The organism is Lysobacter sp. TAB13, assembly GCF_052113885.1.
In the GTDB taxonomy this organism is placed as follows: Bacteria; Pseudomonadota; Gammaproteobacteria; order Xanthomonadales; family Xanthomonadaceae; genus Lysobacter; species Lysobacter gummosus.
The window spans coordinates 1-19839 of sequence record NZ_JBFRDR010000036.1 but is presented as its reverse complement, the minus strand read 5'-3'; the positions used below and the strand labels follow the sequence as shown (position 1 = coordinate 19839).

Annotated in this window: 13 protein-coding genes and 2 pseudogenes; 10 read left to right on the top strand and 5 right to left on the bottom strand. The window is 66.4% G+C overall.

The genetic code is table 11. From position 1 onward, the window contains the following. Window positions 1-261: 261 nt before the first annotated feature. From AB4Y92_RS24560 to AB4Y92_RS24530, 7 genes and pseudogenes are all read left to right on the top strand, one after another. Window positions 262-1584 (top strand): annotated as a pseudogene (locus tag AB4Y92_RS24560) (M12 family metallo-peptidase); the annotation flags it as partial. A gap of 27 nt (window positions 1585-1611) precedes the next feature. Further along, entirely contained in the window at window positions 1612-2199 is a 588-nt protein-coding gene (locus tag AB4Y92_RS24555; RefSeq protein WP_441822013.1) for a proprotein convertase P-domain-containing protein, read from the top strand. Window positions 2200-2478: 279 nt separating this feature from the next. After that, complete coding sequence (locus AB4Y92_RS24550; RefSeq protein WP_441822005.1) at window positions 2479-4491, top strand: proprotein convertase P-domain-containing protein; 2013 nt, start codon at window positions 2479-2481, stop codon at window positions 4489-4491. 1156 nt (window positions 4492-5647) lie between these two features. Further along, the gene (locus AB4Y92_RS24545) at window positions 5648-7660 is read left to right on the top strand and encodes a proprotein convertase P-domain-containing protein (RefSeq protein ID WP_441822004.1); all 2013 of its coding nucleotides are present in this window, start codon (window positions 5648-5650) and stop codon (window positions 7658-7660) included. Between the two features lie 296 nt (window positions 7661-7956). Then, a complete protein-coding gene (locus tag AB4Y92_RS24540; RefSeq protein ID WP_441822003.1) occupies window positions 7957-10239 on the top strand; it encodes a M14 family zinc carboxypeptidase in 2283 nt (760 codons plus the stop codon). A 644-nt stretch (window positions 10240-10883) separates the two neighbouring features. Further along, on the top strand, window positions 10884-12545 hold the full coding sequence (locus tag AB4Y92_RS24535; protein ID WP_441822002.1) for a M20/M25/M40 family metallo-hydrolase: 1662 nt from the start codon (window positions 10884-10886) through the stop codon (window positions 12543-12545). A 709-nt stretch (window positions 12546-13254) separates the two neighbouring features. Further along, the gene (locus AB4Y92_RS24530) at window positions 13255-14514 is read left to right on the top strand and encodes a M20/M25/M40 family metallo-hydrolase (RefSeq protein ID WP_441822001.1); all 1260 of its coding nucleotides are present in this window, start codon (window positions 13255-13257) and stop codon (window positions 14512-14514) included. A 251-nt stretch (window positions 14515-14765) separates the two neighbouring features. On the opposite strand, the gene AB4Y92_RS24525 is transcribed toward AB4Y92_RS24530, so the two are convergent. The 4 genes from AB4Y92_RS24525 to wrbA form a co-directional block, all read right to left on the bottom strand. Continuing rightward, a complete protein-coding gene (locus AB4Y92_RS24525) occupies window positions 14766-15434 on the bottom strand; it encodes a hypothetical protein (RefSeq protein ID WP_441822000.1) in 669 nt (222 codons plus the stop codon). Between the two features lie 198 nt (window positions 15435-15632). Continuing rightward, entirely contained in the window at window positions 15633-16118 is a 486-nt protein-coding gene (locus tag AB4Y92_RS24520) for an asparaginase domain-containing protein (protein ID WP_441821999.1), read from the bottom strand. Window positions 16119-16257: 139 nt separating this feature from the next. Beyond that, window positions 16258-16623: a DUF2069 domain-containing protein gene (locus AB4Y92_RS24515; protein WP_441821998.1), complete on the bottom strand. Its 366-nt coding sequence runs from the start codon at window positions 16621-16623 to the stop codon at window positions 16258-16260. Continuing rightward, on the bottom strand, window positions 16620-17213 hold the full coding sequence (wrbA, locus tag AB4Y92_RS24510; protein ID WP_057943905.1) for an NAD(P)H:quinone oxidoreductase: 594 nt from the start codon (window positions 17211-17213) through the stop codon (window positions 16620-16622). Before wrbA ends, AB4Y92_RS24515 begins: the two co-directional genes overlap by 4 nt. 231 nt (window positions 17214-17444) lie before the next feature. Here wrbA and AB4Y92_RS24505 point away from each other — a divergent pair, with 231 nt between their 5' ends. The 3 genes from AB4Y92_RS24505 to AB4Y92_RS24495 are packed head-to-tail and all read left to right on the top strand — an operon-like array spanning window position 17445 to window position 19641. Then, on the top strand, window positions 17445-18716 hold the full coding sequence (locus AB4Y92_RS24505) for a YihY family inner membrane protein (RefSeq protein WP_441821997.1): 1272 nt from the start codon (window positions 17445-17447) through the stop codon (window positions 18714-18716). Then, window positions 18713-19375 (top strand): TlpA family protein disulfide reductase, encoded by a 663-nt coding sequence (locus AB4Y92_RS24500; RefSeq protein ID WP_441821996.1) that lies wholly within the window; start codon window positions 18713-18715, stop codon window positions 19373-19375. The genes AB4Y92_RS24505 and AB4Y92_RS24500 overlap by 4 nt, the downstream gene beginning before the upstream one ends. Beyond that, window positions 19372-19641 (top strand): acylphosphatase, encoded by a 270-nt coding sequence (locus tag AB4Y92_RS24495; RefSeq protein ID WP_441821995.1) that lies wholly within the window; start codon window positions 19372-19374, stop codon window positions 19639-19641. Before AB4Y92_RS24500 ends, AB4Y92_RS24495 begins: the two co-directional genes overlap by 4 nt. A gap of 85 nt (window positions 19642-19726) precedes the next feature. Here AB4Y92_RS24495 and AB4Y92_RS24490 read toward each other — a convergent pair. Further along, window positions 19727-19839 (bottom strand): annotated as a pseudogene (locus AB4Y92_RS24490) (IS1595 family transposase); the annotation flags it as partial.

The following is a 19839-nucleotide window of genomic DNA, read 5'->3' as shown; positions in this document are numbered from 1 at the left end:
TGCATGACAAACATCACGAACGAGGCTGTTCAATCGACTCCGATGGCATTGCCGGTGCTTGCTTGTAGCCGCTAGCGTCGTGATGCGGGCGAGACGACGACCTCGACCCGCGAACGGATCTTCGCAAGGGCAGGGCACGCACGCTCATCGGCTCCATCTGTGCATCGCTGCGCGGGTGAGTCTGCGTCAGCTTCACCCTCGAGATCCGCTTGAGTCACCTTTCGGCCGCTTTGCGGCTTTCCACTCTCGGGGGTTTCAATCATGTCCAGCAAGTCTTCCGGCCGCTCGCGCGGTCTGAATGCGGCGCGCGCCGTCGTATTCGCATCGGGTATCGCGGCACTGCCGGCGTTCGCCGCGCAGCCCTTGTTCATCGGCGACGCCACGCCCGCGCGCGCCGCCACCGCGTCCGCGCAAGGCGCTTCCGCGTTCGGCCGCGCGCAAGCCCTGGCCGCCGCGCCGGCCACCGCATCGCTGCAACTCAAGCGCGCCGACGCCAGCCTGGTCAGCGCCGACACGCGCGAGATCGAACTGCGCCTGGGCCCGCACCTGGTCAACGCCGTGCTCGACAGCGCGCGCGACACCGGCCGCGGCAGCACCGTGTGGCTGGGCCATCTGCGCGAGAACGCCAAGGCCGCCAGCCACGACGCGCGCGAAGTGCGCCACGACGAACGCAACTCGGTCGCCCTGGTGCGCCGCGGCAACGGCGTCACCGGCAACGTGCGCGTGGATGGCCATCTGTATCGCATCCGTCCGCTCGCCGACGGCAGCCATGCGGTGATCGAGGTCGATGAAAGCAGGATGCCGCCGGATCACCCGGCCAATTACCGCGATTCCGATCTGCCGCAGATCGACATGCGCGCCGCCACCCGCGCCGCGATCGCCGCGGTCGGCCCGAGCGCGATCGATCCGGGCGCCACCGCGACCATCCGCGTGCAGGTCGTGGCCACCAATCAGGCCATCGCCGCGTATGGCGGCGACATGCAGGCGCTGGTCGAGCTGGCCGTGGCCGAAAGCAACCAGGGCTATACCAACTCCAACGTCGGCATCAAGCTGGAACTGGCCAACTACCGCACCGTCGAATACACCTCGGCTGGCGACGGCCACTTCACCGACGAAGACCGCTTCTCCAATCCCAGCGACGGCTACATGGACGACATCCATGCCAGCCGCGACGCCAACGCCGCCGACGTCAGCGTGCTGATCATCAACGACGCCGGCAACTGCGGCCTGGCCCATTCGATCGGCTCGACCGCGGCCACCGCGTTCGCCACCGTGCATTACGACTGCGCCACCGGTTACTACAGCTTCGCGCACGAAATCGGCCACCTGCTGTCGGCGCGCCACGATCCGGCCGCCGATCCGACCAACACCCCCTATGCCTACGGCCACGGCTATCGCTATGAGCCGGCGACCGGCGCCAAGTGGCGCACGATCATGGCCTACAACTGCACCGGCGGCTGCCCGCGTCTGAACTACTGGTCGAACCCGGACGTGACCTACAACGGCGTGGCGATGGGCACGGCCGACAAGAACCACAACCAGCGCGTGCTGGTGCAGACCAAGGCCGCGGTCGCCGCGTTCCGCGGCGCGCCGGGCGGCAACACCGCGCCGGTGGCCAACTTCAGCTCCAGCGCCAGCGGATTGACGGTGAGCTTCACCGACAGTTCCACCGACAGCGACGGCAGCATCGCCTCGCGCAGCTGGAACTTCGGCGACGGCACCACTTCGACCGCGACCAATCCGAGCAAGACCTACAGCGCGGCCGGCACCTACACCGTCACCCTGACCGTCACCGACAACGGCGGCCTGACCCACACCAAGACCGCCTCGGTCACGGTCAGCGCCGGCGGCGTGCAGACCTACACCAACGGCACCGACGTCAACATTCCGGACAACAACGCCACCGGCGTGTCGAGCACCATCGCGGTGTCGGGCCGCAGCGGCAACGCGCCGAGCAATGCGCAGGTCGCGGTGAACATCGTGCATCCGTACAAGGGCGATCTGATCGTCGATCTGATCGCACCGGACGGTTCGGTCTACAACATCCACAACCGCACCGGCGGCAGCGCCGACAACGTCAGCGGCACCTTCACCATCAATCTGTCGAGCGAAGCGCTCAACGGCAGCTGGAAGCTACGCGCCGCCGATCGCGCCGCGCAGGACATCGGCAAGATCGACACCTGGAGCATCACCTTCTAAGCCGCGTGCGCGCACGCCGTCATTGAAGTTCCAACGCGCTCATCGCAGCGCGTCGTCACCCGCGTGTCGTCCCGCCGTGCATCGGCGGGCGCGGCGACAGGCGCCGGTCCGGACGCGGACCGTCGCCGCCCCTGCCGTCGCAGCCGGTTCCGCCTCGGGCCGGACTGCGGCGGCGCGGGCCGTCGCCCACGCAGCACCTGGCAAGACCAAGCCGCGCATCGGCGGCAACGCCGATGCGCGGCAAACCATCGCCTGCATTCCCACTGGACGGAGACAGACATGAAACGATTCACCCTGACCCTAGGCCTGCTCGCCCTGTCGATCGGCACCGCGATCGCCGGCCCGGCGCTGCGCCCGGCCGCGTTCGACAACGCGCGCATTTCCCGCCTCGACCGCATCGCCCTGCGCAGCATGCCGGCGGTGGACGTCGCCAAGCTGCGCGCCGAGGACGTACAGCGCGCCGCGCGCCGCGAAGTGCCGCGCTTCGCCACCGCGCTGCCGCTGAACATCGACACGCTGACCTCCGGCACCTGGGAAGACCTGGACGCCGACCACGTGGTGTGGCGCACGCGCATCGAATCCAAGAACGCGCTGACGCTGAACTTCCACTTCACCCAGTTCAAGCTGCCGGCCGGCGCGCGCATGTTGATCTATCCGGCCGACCAGACCCCCAGCGCCAGCGCCAACTTCGTGCGCAGCTTCACCTCGGCCGACAACCAGGCCGACGGCCAGCTGTGGACGCCGGTGGTGATCGGCGATGAAGCGGTGATCGAAGTGGTGGTGCCGCGGGCCAAGGCCGGCGAACTCAAGCTGCGCCTGGGCGAGGTCAATCACGACTACGTCGGCATCAGCAAGCTCGCGCGCGACGCCGCGCTGGATCAGGCCAAGGGCGTGTCGGGCAGCTGCAACATCGACGTGGTGTGCCCGGAAGGCAACGGCCATCGCGACGTGATCCGCTCGGTCGCGGCGTATTCCAAGCAAGGCACGATGTGGTGCACCGGCTCGCTGGTGAACAACTCCGCCAACGACAAGAAGATGTATTTCCTGACCGCTAACCATTGCGGCATGACCACCGCGGCGATCGCCTCGAGCATGGTCGTGTATTGGAACTACCAGAATTCGACCTGCCGCGCGCCGGGCTCGTCCTCCAGCGGCGCCAACGGCGACGGCTCGCTCGCGCAGTCGCAGACCGGCGCGGTCGTGCGCGCGACCTACGCCGCGTCCGACTTCACCCTGCTGGAACTCAACACCGCCGCCAACCCGGCCTACAACCTGTTCTGGGCCGGTTGGGACCGCCGCGACCAGAACTTCGCCGGCGCCACCGCGATCCATCATCCCAACGTCGCCGAGAAGCGCATCAGCCACTCGACCGTCGCCACCGAAATCAGCGGTTACAACGGCGCCACCGGCACCTCGCATCTGCACGTGTTCTGGCAGGCCAGCGGCGGCGTGACCGAGCCGGGTTCGTCGGGTTCGCCGATCTACAGCCCCGAAAAGCGCGTGCTGGGCCAGTTGCACGGCGGCCCGTCCAGCTGCAGCGCCACCGGCGCCGATCGCAGCGACTACTACGGCCGCGTGTTCACCTCGTGGACCGGCGGCGGCACCGCGGCCACGCGCCTGAGCGACTGGCTCGATGCGTCCGGTACCGGCGCGCAGTTCATCGACGGCCTGGACTCCACCGGCACGCCGCCGGTCAACAATCCGCCGACCGCGAACTTCACCTCCAGCGCCAGCGGCCTGACGGTGGCCTTCACCGACAGCTCCAGCGACAGCGACGGCACCATCGCCTCGCGCAGTTGGAACTTCGGCGACGGCACGACTTCGACCGCGACCAGCCCGAGCAAGACCTACACCGCCGCCGGCACCTACACCGTCAGCCTGACCGTCACCGACGACGACGGCGCCACCAATACCAAGACCGCGTCGGTCACGGTGAGCGGCAGCACCGGCCCGCAGACCTACAGCAACGAGACCGACGTGGCGATCAGCGACAACGCCACCGTGGAAAGCTCGATCGTGGTGTCCGGCCGTAGCGGCAACGGGGCGAGCAGCACGCCGATCGCGGTCACCATCGTCCACACCTACAAGGGCGATCTGAAGGTCGACCTGGTCGCGCCGGACGGCACGGTCTACAACCTGCACAACCGCACCGGCGGCAGCGCCGACAACATCAATCAGACCTACACCAAGAACCTGTCGAGCGAAGCCTTGAACGGAACCTGGAAGCTGCGCGTCAACGACAACGCCAGCGGCGATGTCGGCAAGATCGACAAGTGGACCATCACGTTCTGATCCAGGCGCGTCTTCACCTGGGTCATCGCATCGCGATGAACGGATGAGGTTCGATACGTAGCAAGCAGAACCCCGGCTTCGGCCGGGGTTCTTTTTTTCGTGCTCGCGCGAACGCTTCGAGGTCTGTTGTGGGAGGCAGCTTCAGCCCCGATGCTTTTCGGGAAGATATCCATGCATCTTCATTCAGCGCTTTGTGTTTTCAGTATGTGGCAAGCAGAACCCCGGCTTCGGCCGGGGTTCTTTTTTTCGTGTTCGCGCGAACGCTTCGAGGTTTGTTGTGGGAGGGAGCTTTAGCCCCGATGCTTTTCGGGAAGATATCCATGCGCCTTCATTCGGCGCTTTGTGTTTGCAGTATGTGGCAAGCAGAACCCCGGCTTCGGCCGGGGTTCTTTTTCGTGCTCGCGCGAACGCTTCGAGGTTTGTTGTGGGAGGGAGCTTTAGCCCCGATGCTTTTCGGGCAGGTCGCCATGCGATTTCAATCACAAAGCTCTGAATGAAGGTGCATGGAGATTTGTCCGAAAAGCATCGGGGCTAAAGCTCCCTCCTACAACAGACATCGTGGCTCTCGCAGACGGGTGGAGCGTTCGATAGGGGGTGGGGCATCGCATCAGCGACCGTCGGCTGGCGCCGAACAGCATCGGCGGGCGCCGCAAGCAAAGCTCGCGCATCCGCTAGTGCAGCGCAACATGACACCGCGGAGCCATCGAAATCGCGGCGATTTTTCTCCGCGATGCCGCGTTCATCGCCGCGGCCGCACGCCGCCCCACCCGCAAGTTCCCTTTCATCGTGAGCTGCATTGCATTATGAATTCGCGCGATGTCTCAGTTTCAATTTCCTGTTCGAGACACCGATTTCAGCAGAAACAAATCTTGCTCGTATGCGTGACGCGATGCACGAATCCGATGTCGATTTGGAGGATTTGCGTCTTGTTGTGCGCGACGCGGCTGCCGCAAAGTCGCGCCGTGGTGCAAAAGATTGATCGATCCGCACCACGCGTGGTAGCTGCAAACGCACGCTGAAGGGGAAGCATGCGGCATCGCCTGCATCAAACACTGGAGCATCCAGTTCCCACCGCCTGATCCGACGCTATCGCCATACCAGCACCGGCCCTGCCGGGCGTCGAGGTCATGCCTCAAATCACGGACGGAGAGACTCAATGAAACGCATTTGTGGTTCCTTGTTGTTGCTCGGACTCTCGATCAGCGCCGCACTCGCCGCGCCGGCCTCGCGCCCGGCGGCTTTCGATCATCACAATATTTCCAGCCTGGACAAGATCGCCGTGCGCGCCATGCCCGCGGTCGATGTGGCCAAGCTGAAGGCCGAAGACCTGCTGCGCGACAAGCGCGGCGACATCCCGCGTTTCGCCTTCCCGATGAAGGTCGATATGACCACGCTCAATTCGGGCGTATGGGAAGACCTCGATGCCGACAACGTCATCTGGCGTCAGCGCGTGCGTTCGGAAAAAGCGCTGTCGCTGAACTTCGGCTTCTCCGAATATCACATGCCGCAGGGCGGCCGTCTGTTGATCTATCCGGCCACTCAGGCCGCCGGCGGCGACCGCAGCCTGATCAGCGAATACACCGCGCGCGACAATAACGCGCAGGGCCAGCTGTGGACGGCGATCGTGCCGGGCCAGGAAGCGGTGATCGAAGTGGTGGTGCCGCGCGCCAAGCTGGGCGAACTCAAGCTCAAGCTGGGCCAGATCGCCCACGACTACCGCGGTTTCGGTCAGCTCGCGCGTCGTCTGGCCGCGGCCAGCGGCGAGAAGGGCGTGTCGGGTCAATGCAACGTGGACGTGGTCTGCTCCGACGGCGACGGCCGTCGCGACATCATCCGTTCGGTCGCGGCTTACTCGAAGAGCGGCTCGCTGGCGTGTACCGGTTCGCTGGTCAACAACACCGCCAACGACAAGAAGATGTACTTCCTGACCGCCAATCACTGCGGCATGACCACCGCTTCGACCGCGGCCAGCATCGTGGTGTACTGGAACTATCAGAACTCGACCTGCCGCGCGCCGAACACTCCGGCCAGCGGCGCCAACGGCGACGGCTCGCTGGCCCAGAACCAGTCCGGTTCGACGGTCAAGGCGACCTACGCCGATTCCGACTTCACCCTGCTGGAACTCAACACCGCGGCCAACCCGGCGTTCAATCTGTACTGGGCCGGTTGGGACCGTCGCGACCAGAACTTCTCCGGCGCGATCGGCATCCATCATCCCAACGTCGCCGAGAAGCGCATCAGCCTTTCGGTCAGCCCGACTTCGTTCGTGGCCTGGGGCGGCGGCGCCGGCACCACGCACTTGAACGTGCAGTGGCAGCCCTCGGGCGGCGTGACCGAGCCCGGTTCCTCGGGTTCGCCGTTGTACAGCCCTGAAAAGCGCGTGATCGGCCAGCTGCACGGCGGTCCGTCCAGCTGCAGCGCCACCGGCACCAACCGCAGCGACCAGTACGGCCGCGTGTTCACCTCGTGGACCGGCGGCGGCACCGCCAGCACCCGTTTGAGCAACTGGCTCGATGCGGGCAACACCGGCGCGCAGTTCATCGACGGTCTGGATTCCGGCGGCGGCACGCCGAACACTCCGCCGGTCGCGAACTTCACCTCGACCACCAGCGGCCTGACCGCGACCTTCACCGACAGCTCCACCGACAGCGACGGCACCATCGCCTCGCGCAGCTGGAACTTCGGCGATGGCACGACCTCGACCGCGACCAACCCGTCCAAGACCTACAGCGCCGCCGGCACCTACACCGTCACGCTGACCGTCACCGACAACGGCGGCGCCACCAACACCAAGACCGGTTCGGTCACGGTGTCCGGCACTCCGGGTTCGCAGACCTACACGAACGATACCGACGTCGCCATTCCCGACAACGCCACGGTCGAAAGCTCGATCACCGTGTCCGGCCGCACCGGCAACGGTCTGCCGAGCACGCCGATCCAGGTGACGATCTACCACACCTACAAGAGCGATCTGAAGGTGGACCTGGTGGCTCCGGACGGCACGGTCTACAACCTGCACAACCGCACCGGCGGCAGCGCCGACAACATCATCCAGACCTTCAACAAGGATCTGTCGAGCGAAGCGCTCAACGGTGTGTGGAAGCTGCGCGTCAACGACAATGCGACCGTCGATACCGGCCGCATCGACAAGTGGAGCATCACGTTCTGATCCACTGCGGTTGATCGACCGAACGCCGCGGCCCAAAAGGCCGCGGCGTTTTTCCTGGTGAAGAGGCAGCGGCGGCGAAGCGACGCTCGCCGCGGCCGCGACCGCATCGCTCAGGCTTCAAAGCGCTAAGCGTTCGCGCGCAAGTCATCGCCGCGTCGTTCTGCTGCGAACATCACGAAAGCGCCGCGTTCGCGCGCCCAACGGTGCTTGTCAGTGCTTCGAACTCATCCGCAGCATGGATACCAAGCACGTCCCCGCGTCGCTACCCACCGCACCGGTACATGGAGAGTTTCCCAATGCGCTTCCAACACGCCGCGTTGCCGCTGTTGCTGGCTTTGTCCGCCAGCGCCGCGGCCGCCGATGAGCAACCCGTCTTCGTCACCGCCAAGTACGACAACCCCGCGCAACTGCAGCGCATCGCCTCGCGCTTCCAGCATCTCAACGTCGATCGCCAGGCCAAGACCGTGCGCGTGGAGGCCCTGCCCGAGGACCTGACCGCGCTGACCCGCGCCGGTTTCAAGTATGAAATCGACCAGGACGCCACCGCCAAGATCCAGCGCTTGCAAAGCGCGCTGCAAAGTTCCTTGAACGGCGCCAAGAGCATTCCCGGTTTCACCTGCTTCCGCACGGTGGAAGAAACCTATTCCACGATGGACACGCTGGCGGCGAACAAGCCGAACCTGGCGCGCATCACCAACATCGGCCCGAGCTGGCAGAAGACCCAGAGCGCCGGCACCGGCTACGACATGCGCGTGCTGCGGCTGAGCAACACCGCCACCGACGCCGCGCTGCCGAACAAGCCCACGCTGGTGCTGTTCGGTTCGATCCACGCCCGCGAGTACGCGCCGGCCGAACTGGTCACCCGTTTCGCCGAAGGCCTAGTCAACGGCTACGGCACCGATCCGGAAGCGACCTGGCTGCTCGACAACTTCGCCTTCCAACTGGTGCTGCAGGCCAATCCCGACGGCCGCAAGAAGGCCGAGGCCGGATCGTCGTGGCGCAAGAACGTCAACAACAGCAACGGCGGCAATTGCAGCGCCAGCAGCTACGGCACCGACTTGAACCGCAACTTCCCGTTCCACTGGAACACCGCGCCCGGCGGTTCCAGCGGCAACCAGTGCGCGGAAACCTATCGCGGCCCGACCGTGGCCTCGGACCCGGAAACGCAGAACCTGATGCGTCTGGTCGCCGGCACCAAGGGCAGCAACGGCGTCTACACCGGCGGCATCTTCCAGGACCGTCGTCCCGACGACACCAGCACCGCCGCACCCGACGATACCCAGGGCGTATTCATCGACATCCACAGCGCCGCCGAACTGGTGCTGTGGTCGTGGGGCGACACCAGCAATCTGGCGCCCAACAGCGCCGCGCTGCAGACCTTCGGCCGGCGCATGGCGTACTTCAATAATTATCGTCCGCAACAGTCCGACGAGTTGTACGCCACCGACGGCACCACCGACGACACCATGTACGGTCTGCTCGGCGTGCCGGGTTACACGATCGAACTGGGCGGCAGCTTCTTCGAAAGCTGCAGCAGCTTCACCGGCACCACGCTGCCGAACAACCTGAAGACCTTGCGTTACGTCGCGCGCAGCCTGTGGGCGCCGTACAAGCTGCCCAGCGGCCCGGACACCACCGTGGTCAACGTGTCTTCGGCGACGGTGCCGGCGGGTACGCCGGTGACGGTCACCGCCAACATCAACGACGGCCTGTTCAATCAGAGCAACGGGACCGAAGCGGTGCAGAACATCGCCTCGGCGCGCGCGTATCTGGATGCGCCGCCGTGGGCGAGCGGAGCGACGCCGATCGCGCTCAGCGCCAGCGACGGCAGCTTCAACAGCAGCAACGAGAACGTCACCGGCAGCATCTCCACCACCGGCCTCAGCCAGGGCCCGCACACGGTCTATGTGCAGGGCACCGACGCCTCGGGCAAGCCGGGCACTCCGAACGCCGTGCGTTTCACCGTGGGCGGCACCGGCCCGGTCAACAATCCGCCGGTGGCGAATTTCACTTCCAGCGCCAGCGGCCTGAGCGTGAACTTCACCGACACCTCCACCGACAGCGACGGCACCATCGCCTCGCGCAGCTGGAACTTCGGCGACGGCACCACCTCCACCGCGGCCAATCCGTCCAAGACCTACAGCACGGCGGGCACCTACACCGTCACCTTGACCGTCACCGACGACGACGGCGCCACCAACACCAAGACCGGTTCGGTCACCGTCGGCACCAGCGGTTCGCAGACCTACACCAACGGCACGGACGTGGCGATCATCGACAACGCCACGGTGGAAAGTTCGATCACCGTGTCCGGCCGCACCGGCAATGGTTCGCCGAGCACGCCGGTCCAGGTGACGATCTATCACACCTACAAGAGCGACATTAAGGTCGATCTGGTGGCGCCGGACGGTACGCTCTACAACATCCACAACCGCACCGGCGGCAGCGCCGACAACGTCATCGGCACCTTCAACAAGGATCTGTCGAGCGAGCCGCTCAACGGCGTGTGGAAGCTGCGCGTCAACGACAACGCGACCAGCGATACCGGCCGGATCGATACCTGGAGCATCACCTTCTAAGGCCGTTGCGCTTTGGCCACAGCCGCGGCGGGCGCATGCCTGTCGCGAGCGGCCGACGACGATAACGCGCCCCCGGCTTCGGCCGGGGGCGTTCGTTTTTGAGCGTTGCCGCGATCGCGACGGCATCGCGCGCACAGGCACGCACAGGCCCTGTGGCTCACGAAGATTCACGCGATGCTATCGAAAACATGCAGCGATGCCACCGCTTCCTGATAACCATCGGACTCATCCGCGGCACCATCGCGAAAAGCATCCATCAATCCGCGACGTGCGGCGCATCATCGCCACGCGCGATGTGCATCGTGTTTCCAGCGCCGAAACCCTGAAAATTCAGGGGTTTTCGCGGCCCGAAGAGGCCGGACTCCATGCGCGAGCGCACCGTAATCGTTTACTGCTCGGTTGCATGACTCAAGTCACGAACGCGAATGTGCGCTCGCACCGGTTGTCGCTTGTTGATGCGCCAGCGCGCGATTAGGGTCGAACACCGGGCGCCTCGGATCGTTTTCCCCACGCACGTTTCGGCGCCGCTTTCACGCGCAGCTAGTCCTCCGGCGATCGCACCCTGCGATCGTTTTCCCATCACCCCGCGTCCTAGCGCCGATGCCGGAGCATCCGCCGACGACGCCGAACCTGGAGCGCCATTCGTGAATCCGCACCTCGCCTCTACGCCCGTGAAGTTCGTTCCGGCCCTGCTCGCACTCGCCCTGGCCGCCGCCGTATCGCCCGCCCTCGCACAAAGCCATGGCCACGACCATGCACGCCCGGCCGACGCGACCGACGATCCGTTCAAGCCCGTCTACATCGTGACCTCGCGCGCGACCTTCGACGCCGGTGTGCAGACGCTGGCAAAGAGCGCCAGCGGCGTCAGCAACCGCGCCGGCGACAAGCTGGTCATCGCCGAGCTCAAGACCCATCAGCTCACCGACGTGACCCGTCACGTGCACGAGAAGGAAAAGCGTTGCGGCGGCTTCGTCGCCTTCGACAGCCGCGAAGAGGCGGAAGCCTTCGTGCGCAGCGAGCGCAGCGTGGAGGCGATGAACAACAAGTTCGCGACCTACACCGTCGATAACCAGGCCACGGTCAATCCGTGGTTGAGCCAGGTCGCCGAGGCCAACATCCGCGGCACCATCAACCATCTGTCCACGCAGTATCCGAACCGTTATTACTCCTCCAATCACGGCCGCACTTCGGCGACCTGGATCAAGGACAACTGGCTCGCGCTGGCCAACGGCCGCAGCGACGTCAGCGCGGAGCTGTACACCGGCTGCACCAATTGCTCGACTCAGCCGTCGGCGATCCTGACCATCCAGGGCAGCGAACTGCCGAACGAAGTGGTCGTGCTGGGCGCGCACCTGGATTCGATCTCCAGCAGCGGCAGCGGCGATGCGATGAACGCGCCGGGCGCCGACGACGACGCATCGGGCATCGCGACCTTGACCGAAGTGGTGCGGGTGGCGCTGGCCAGCGGCTACAAGCCCAAGCGCACGATCAAGTTCATGGGCTATGCGGCGGAAGAAGTCGGCCTGCGCGGTTCCAACGCGATCGCCACCGACTTCAAGAACCGCGGCGTCAACGTGGTGGGCGTGCTGCAGCTGGATATGACCAACTACCGCACCACCGGCCCCAACCCGGTGCGCCTGGTCACCGACTACTCCAACTCGGCGCTGCAACAGTTCCTGCGCGATCTGCATTCGACCTATCTCGGCGGCACCCTGGGCACCTACACCTGCGGCTATGGTTGTTCCGACCATGCGTCGTGGACCTCGGCGGGCTTCCCGGCGGCGATCTACTTCGAAGGCGGCACCTCCAGCGGCGGCTATTCGCCGTACATCCATTCGCCGTCGGACACGATGGCCAACATGAGCAACTCGGCGGCCAACAGCGTGCCGTTCGCCAAGCTCGGCCTGGCCTTCCTCGGCGAACTGGGCAAGACCGCCGGCACCGATCCGGGACCGGGTCCGGGCACCCAGACCTACAGCAACGGCACCGACGTTGCGATCAGCGACAACGCGACGGTGGACAGCCCGATCACGGTGTCCGGCCGCACCGGCAACGCGCCGGCCAGCGCCAGCGTGTCGGTCAGCATCATCCACACCTACAAGGGCGATCTGAAGGTCGATCTGGTCGCGCCGGACGGTTCGCTCTACAACATCCACAACCGCACCGGCGGCAGCGCCGACAACGTCAGCGGCACCTTCACCTTCAACTTGTCCAGCGAGCCGCTCAACGGCGTGTGGAAGCTGCGCGTCAACGACAACGCCAACGGCGACATCGGCCGCATCGACACCTGGAGCATCACCTTCTGATCGCGCTGGCGGGCCGCGTCCATCGCGGCCCGCCCTCGTGCTCGGCACTTGGCGGATACCTTCGCGACCCCGGCCCGGCCGGGGTTTTTTCTTTGCCGGCAGGTGCTCCAGACAGGAGTCCGCGGCTTCATCGTCGTGGTGTATGTCTGCGCCCGGGGCCGAAACCTCCGCTGCCCCGACATGCCCGATCGGCGCGCCGGCTTCGAATTCGGATTCGTCTGATAGTCCGGCTTGCATGATTGCGGTCACGGATACGGCGCCGACATGAGCGCGCCTGCATCCCTTCGATACCCGGGCGGCCTTTAACGTAAGCCACGAGCTCGCAGCGCGGCTAGCAATCGCATTGGACGCATCGCGCGGCGCGGCTGGTTCCATGCTTTTTTGTTAGCGAATGCTTCGCTGCCCCGGCCCCCAGCGGGGTTTTTTTTTGCAGGTCGCATGGGTATCGCGTCGATGGGCGCGAACACGGCTGCTGTTAAAGCGCAGCCCATTGCGCGCCGCGCGGCCTTCGATTGGGACTCGTCTGATTTTCCGCAGTGCACGACTGCCGTCACGCGTGCGCCGCCCCGCGCCGTGAAATTCCGGCCGCGCACTTGCGTATGCGCTTTTAGTCTGTATCGGCCGACACCGATGCGCCCGCTCGCTCAGGCGTTGTGTCCGAGCCGTGGGCAGTCGCTCGCGCGTGAATCCATTTCGAAGGAGTCCAATCGTGCAACCTAACATCTTGTTGTCCCTTTCCCTGGCATCGCTGGCGGCGTTCGCTCCGGCCTTTGCGCAAAGCGCCGCCGGGCAGCCCGATCCGTTCAAGCCGGTGTACGTGGTGACCTCGCGCCAGACCCACGACGCGGGTTTAAGCACGCTCGCCCGCAACGCCAAGGCGCGCATCGGCGTCACCGGCGCGCCGCTGATGGTGTCGGAGCTCAAAGCGCATGAGCTCACCGACCTGTCGCGCCATGTGCACGAGAAAGAGCGCCGTTGCGGAGGCTACTTCGCGTTCGATACCCGCGCCGAAGCCGAGGCGTTCGTGCGCAACGACCGCAGCGTGCAGGCGATGGGCACCGCCTTCGCCGACTATGCGATCGACAACCAGGCCACGGTCGCGCCATGGCTGAGCCAGGTCAAGGAAGCCAACATCCTCGCCAGCATCAAGACGATGTCCACCACTTGGCCCAACCGCTACGCCGGTTCCAGCTATGGGCGCAAGGCTGCGCTCTGGGTCCGCGATCGCTGGGCCGAACTCGGTGCCGGCCGCAGCGATGTCGGCATCGAACTGTTCACCGCTTGCAGCAACTGCGGCCAGCAGCCGTCGGTGATCCTGACCATCCGCGGCAATGAGCGGCCCGACGAAGTGGTGGTGCTCGGCGCGCACCTGGATTCGATCTCCAACAGCGGCAGCGGCGAGTTCATGCGCGCGCCCGGCGCCGACGACGACGCCTCCGGCATCGCGACCCTGACCGAAGTACTGCGTATCGCCCTGTCCAGCGGTTACAAGCCGCAGCGCACGATCAAGGTGATGGGTTATGCGGCGGAAGAAGTCGGCCTGCGCGGTTCCAACGCGATCGCCAACGATTTCAAGAACCGCGGCGTCAACGTGGTGGGCGTGCTGCAGCTGGATATGACCAACTACCGTACCGCCACCGCGCCGGACGTGCGCGTGATCAGCGATTACTCCAACGCCGGCTTGCAGAAATTGCTGCGGGACCTGTTTTCGACCTATCTCGGCGGCAGCATGCGCCTTGGCGAGTACACCTGTACTTACGGCTGCTCCGACCATGCCTCGTGGACCAGCGCGGGCTATCCGGCGGCGATGTATTTCGAGGGCGGCAACGCCAACGGCCAGCACCTGCCGCAGGTCCACACTGCCAACGACACCTTGGCGACGGGGGGGCAGAGCGTCACGGCGAGCGTGCCGTTCGCCAAACTGGGCCTGGCGTTCCTGGGCGAGGTTGGCAAAACGTCCGCCAACTGAGTCGCGACGCCCCGTCCTGCCCCGACCCGGACGGGTTACGAAAAACGCACGCCGTGCCATGCGCGCGGCATGCGTTTGTTATCGGCGGTGGCCAGGCGTGGACATCGGATCGCGGACGCGTGTGCCCGCGAAATTGGCCCGCAAGCATTTGCGCTATGCGGGCATAGCGCTTGCGATCGGGAAGCCGCCGCGAGGGGCCGCGCAGCTAGTTCGGATCCGCCGACCAGGCTGCGCCGGTGAGGAGGGCTAGCTCAGCGCGTGCAGCTTTCGTTCGGTTCCAGCGCCGCGCGCTTGGCGATGCGCCAGTTGGTAACGTTGCCGAGCGCGTCGGTTTCAAAGGTCAGCTGCGTGTCCTTGCCGTCGGGCGGCGCGACCTGCAGGAAGGCGGCGCCTTCGAAGCTGGGGTTGGGCACTTGCTTGACCTTGCCGGCGTAGGCCTTGTTGATCTCATCGATGCTCATGCCGATGTGGCCGCCGCCGGGCGCCAGCGCCTTCGGGTCGTACACGTCGATGCCGGCCAGGCCGTCGCTGCCCATCAGGAAGCCGTACTGGTGGGTGATCGCGCCGCGCACCGGATACAGCAGGTAGCACTTGGCGTCGGGACGCTGGCTGTTGTTGTCCTTCATCTCGCCGCCCCAGGCGCCGCGGATGGTCGGCGCGTCGCTGCCGAACTTGGCGCTGACGGTGCCGGCTTGCGTGCTGCCGTTGAAGCCGTCGTAGCCGATGGCGTCGTTGCGCAGCACGCGTTCGGGCGGTTCGAGCGGATTGGGCGCGGCCGCGACGGGCTGGCTGGCGGGCGCCTTGCCGGTGTCGGTCTGCGCCGCGGGGGCGGACTGGGCGGGTTCGGCTGGCTTCTGGCAGGCGGCCAGCGTGCACAAGGCCAGGGCAGACACCGTCAGGGCCGGTACGAATCGACGCATGAAGATCACCGCAACAGTAGGACAAGCCCCTGATGCTAATCGATCGGGCGGCGCAGCAAAGGCGAATTGCTCAATCGATGTGCCACCGGGTGCGCGACCGCGTCGGCGAATCCGCGCACGGCCCTGCAAGCCGTGCGCGGCGACACATCGTGGTTTGCCGATTGCGGCGGCTGGCCGCGGCCGCGACCGGCGCCGCCGTCAGACCGCTTCGAAGCGGTTGGCTTCGACGTTCTTGCGGACCTTGGCCGGGTCCCAGATGCGCCCGTTCATGGCGATATACACGCCGGCCGGCAGCGACTGCACCGCGCCGACCGCGGTGCCGATGTTGAACTCGGCGTCGGAGCCGCGAAAGCGCGCCGGATTGAGCGCGCCGGTCAGCACGATGGTCTTGTTCGGGATCGTGGCCAGCACCTTGGCGGTCTCGACCATGCTGTCGGTGCCGTGGGTGACCAGCACGTGCTGCGCATCCTGGGCCGCGATGGCGGCGCGGATCAGCTCGCGGTCGCTGGCGGTGATGTGCAGCGAGTCCTTGCGGATGATCGGGATCACGCTGTAGCGGAAGGCCACGCCCAGCTCATCGAGAATGCGGCCGATCTGCGGTTCGCCGATCTGGTAGTCCGACTTGTCGTCGAAGTAGATCTTGTCGATGGTGCCGCCGGTGGTGACGATGCAGAGCTGGTCCATCTCGAGGGGTTCGCGTGTAGCTGGGGAGGACGGAATTATAGGCCCGGCGGCGGCGCGGCCGGGCGCCGCGGCATTACCCGCGTTGGCGGCGCGGCGCAGGCCGTTCGTTCGGGTATGGCGAAGCGGGGCGGTTCGCGGCTCAGGCTTTCTTGCCGAAGCGTGCTTTCACCCCGGCCAGGTTGGCGGCGAAGATCACCACCAGCGCCAGCGCCAGTTCGATCCAGGCATAGCCGCGCTCGGCCGGCGACGACCAGGCCAGCATCACCCCGTGGCAGAACCAGAACAGGGCGAGCACGCCCGACCAGTACGCGGCCAGGCGGCTGCGCAGGGCGACGCCGAGGGCCAGCAGCGCCGGCGGCGCCATGAACACGCTCAGGCCGGCGAGCAGATGCCGGCCCGGCAGCACGTACCACAGGCCGAACAGCGCGGTCAGCGCCAGCAGCGCGGCCAGCAGCACCCAGTCCGCGCGCGGTCGCGGCGGCCGGGCCGGGGCGGGCGCGTTCAACGGCTCACCTTGGCGGTCAGCTCGGCGACGCGGCGGCCGAGCGCGCGCGCCAGCGTGGCTTCGTCGTCGCTGAGCTGCGGATCGTCCTGGCTGCCGGCGACGTGGCTGGCGCCGTAGGGCGTGCCGCCGCCGCGGGTGTGGCTGAGCGCGGGCTCGGTGTAGGGAATGCCGACGATCACGCAGCCGTGGTGCAGCAGCGGGACCATCATCGTCAGCAGGGTCGATTCCTGGCCGCCGTGCTGGGTGGCAGTGGAGGTGAACACCGCCGCCGGCTTGCCGACCAGGGTGCCGCTGGCCCATTGCGCGCCCAGGCCGTCGAGCCAGTGCTTGACCGGCGCGGCCATGTTGCCGAAGCGGGTGGGGCTGCCGAGCACCAGGGCCGCGCATTCGGTCAGATCGCGCGCTTCCACGTAGGGCGCGCCGTCCTCGGGCTCCGGCGGCGCCGCGGTCTGGGTCACCGCCGCCACCGGCGGCACGCTGCGCAGGCGCGCGCTGACCCCGGCGACTTCGCCGATCCCGCGCGCGATCTGCTTCGCCAGCCGCGCCACCGATCCGCCGCGGCTGTAGTAAAGCACCAGAACTTCGGTCATCGAATTCTCCTTTGCGCTGCGAAGGATAGAGGAATGCGGCCGGCGGGGCGGGCGGCCCTCACCCCAACCCCTCTCCCGCTAAGCGGGAGAGGGGCTCAAAAGCAGCGAGCGCGAGGTTCCCTTCTCCCGCTGGCGGGAGAAGGTGGCGCGAAGCGCCGGATGAGGGCGCGCCGCCGCCTCCATGCCCACCATGAATACCGCCCCCACACCCCATCGGTTAACCTGCGCCGGATGGAACCACTGGACTCGATCTATCGCTGGAGCGAACGCGTGCGCGACCGCGCGCGCGTGGCGACCTTCTTTCGCTTCCTCAGCCGCCGCTTCCTCGACGACAACCTGTTCCAGGCCGCCGGCGCGCTGTCCTACACCACCGTGTTCGCGCTGGTGCCGCTGTCGATGGTGGTGTTCGGCGTGTTGTCGGCGTTCCCGATGTTCAGCGAATGGAGCGACCGCCTCAGCGACTACATCTTCTCCAACTTCGTGCCTTCGGCGGCGCGCTCGGTGGAGAGTTACCTCAAGCAGTTCTCGGCCAACGCCGGCCAGCTCACCACCGCCGGCGTGATCGCGCTGGTGGTCTCGCTGCTGATCACCCTCAACGGCGTGGAAGCCGCGTTCAACCGGATCTGGCGCGTGCCCTCGGCGCGGCCGCGGCTGGGACGTTTCCTGGTCTATTGGACCGTGCTGACCCTGGGTGCGCTGATGGCCGCGGCCAGCCTGGCGATCTCGGCGCGTTTTTTCGCCATGGAAGTGTTCTCGACCGAACCGGGCCGCTGGCTGGAAAGCCTGCTGCTGCGCACCGCGCCGATGGGGCTGGAGTGGCTGGCGTTCGCGGCGATCTACAAGGTCGTGCCGCATCGCACGGTCAAGTGGCGCCACGCGGTCGCCGGCGCGTTCCTGGCGATGGTGCTGTTCGAGGTGGTCAAGGGCGGCATCGGCCTGTACCTGGGCAGCTTCGGCTCGTATTCGAAGATCTACGGCACGCTGGCCTTCGTGCCGATCTTCCTGTTGTGGATCTACCTGAGCTGGATCGCGGTGTTGCTGGGCGCGTCGCTGGCCTCCTCGATCGCCGCGTTCCGCTATCAGCCCATAGCGATGCGCCTGCCGCTGGGCTTCGAGATGTACGGCCTGCTGCGCCTGCTGGCGCGCTTCAACGAGGCGCGCAAGGACGGCCGCGGCCTGCACAGCGACGACATCCAGCAGCTCGAACCCATGCTCACCGACGCGTTGGTCCAGCAGATGCTCGGGCAGTTGGGCGACATCAGCGTGGTGCGCCGCGCCGAGAGCGGCGAATGGCTGCTGGCGCGCGATCTCGACGAACTGTCGCTGGGCGAGCTGTACGAAGCCTGCAACCTGCGCATCCCCATCGCCGAAGCCATGTTGCCGTGCCGCGACGACTCGCTGGGCCAGTCCGCGGTCGCGGCGATGGACGAACTGCGCGTGCCGCTGCGCGCGCTGATGAAACGACGCGTGTCCAGCATTCACGCCGAAGAGGAACAACCATGATCGTGAGCGTTCGCAATTCCCGCGCCGTCGCGCCGCTGCTCGCCGCGGCGATCGCGGCTCTGCTGTTGGCCGCCTGCCAGAAGTCCGCCGACGAGCGTCACCCGGCGGCGGCGCCGGCCGATGCGACGGCGGCCGCGGAGTCGAAGCCGGCCGATGCGAAACCGGTCGAAGCGCCGCCCGCGGCGACGCCGGCGCCCGCATCCGACACCCCGGCGCTGCGCATCGCGACCATCGACGGCAAGACCTACGACCTGTCCGAGCATCGCGGCCGCTGGGTGGTGGTGAATTTCTGGGCGACCTGGTGCGCGCCGTGCATCAAGGAAATGCCCGAGCTGTCGGCGCTGGACACGATGCGCGAGCACATCGAAGTGGTGGGTCTGGCTTACGAGGAAATCGAGAAGCCCGACATGGAGGCTTTCCTCAAGCAGCATCCGGTGTCGTACCCGATCGCCATCGTCGATGTCGCCGATCCGCCCAAGGCTTTCGACACGCCCAAGGGATTGCCGATGACGTATCTGATCGGGCCCGACGGCAAGGTCGCGGAGAAATTCCTCGGCCCGGTGGATGCGAAGAAGCTCGAAGACGCCATCGCCAAGGCCGGCGGCCCGAAGCCGGGCGACGCGAAGCCTAACTCGGGTGCGTCTGCGGGAAACACATGAGCGCGGCGCGGTTTTTCGTCGCCGGCAAAGTGCAGGGCGTGTGGTTTCGCGCCTCCGCGCGCGAGCAGGCGATCGCTTTGGGTTTGCGCGGTTACGCCAACAACCTGCGCGATGGCCGCGTCGAGGTGTTGGCGGTCGGCGATGCCGCCGCGATCGAGCGCCTGGCCGCGTGGCTGAGCCACGGCCCGCCGATGGCGCGGGTCGATCGGCTGGTGCGCGAGGATGCGCGTGAGGAAGAGGCGAGCGAGGCGTTTGTTTGCGGTTGAAAGATCCCAGCCCGTTTGCGAGTAACCCCCACTCCCCAGCGAAACAGTTCCCCCTTTGAAAAGGGTCTTAGGAAGCAAACGCCCCTCAGAGGGGGTTGGATCGTAGCAACTTAAGGGTCGCCCGATAGAGGTCGTCGTGGCGATGGTTGAAGCGAAACTCGCACTCCTTGAGGTGCAGGTAGAAGGTGGTCTTGGCCA

Coding starts and splice junctions, on each gene's coding strand:
- AB4Y92_RS24550 (WP_441822005.1), top strand. CDS start 2,479: ATGAAACGATTCACCCTGACCCTAGGCCTGCTCGCCCTGTCGATCGGC.
- AB4Y92_RS24545 (WP_441822004.1), top strand. CDS start 5,648: ATGAAACGCATTTGTGGTTCCTTGTTGTTGCTCGGACTCTCGATCAGC.
- AB4Y92_RS24540 (WP_441822003.1), top strand. CDS start 7,957: ATGCGCTTCCAACACGCCGCGTTGCCGCTGTTGCTGGCTTTGTCCGCC.
- AB4Y92_RS24525 (WP_441822000.1), bottom strand. CDS start 15,434: ATGCGTCGATTCGTACCGGCCCTGACGGTGTCTGCCCTGGCCTTGTGC.
- AB4Y92_RS24520 (WP_441821999.1), bottom strand. CDS start 16,118: ATGGACCAGCTCTGCATCGTCACCACCGGCGGCACCATCGACAAGATC.
- wrbA (WP_057943905.1), bottom strand. CDS start 17,213: ATGACCGAAGTTCTGGTGCTTTACTACAGCCGCGGCGGATCGGTGGCG.
- AB4Y92_RS24505 (WP_441821997.1), top strand. CDS start 17,445: ATGGAACCACTGGACTCGATCTATCGCTGGAGCGAACGCGTGCGCGAC.
- AB4Y92_RS24500 (WP_441821996.1), top strand. CDS start 18,713: ATGATCGTGAGCGTTCGCAATTCCCGCGCCGTCGCGCCGCTGCTCGCC.
- AB4Y92_RS24495 (WP_441821995.1), top strand. CDS start 19,372: ATGAGCGCGGCGCGGTTTTTCGTCGCCGGCAAAGTGCAGGGCGTGTGG.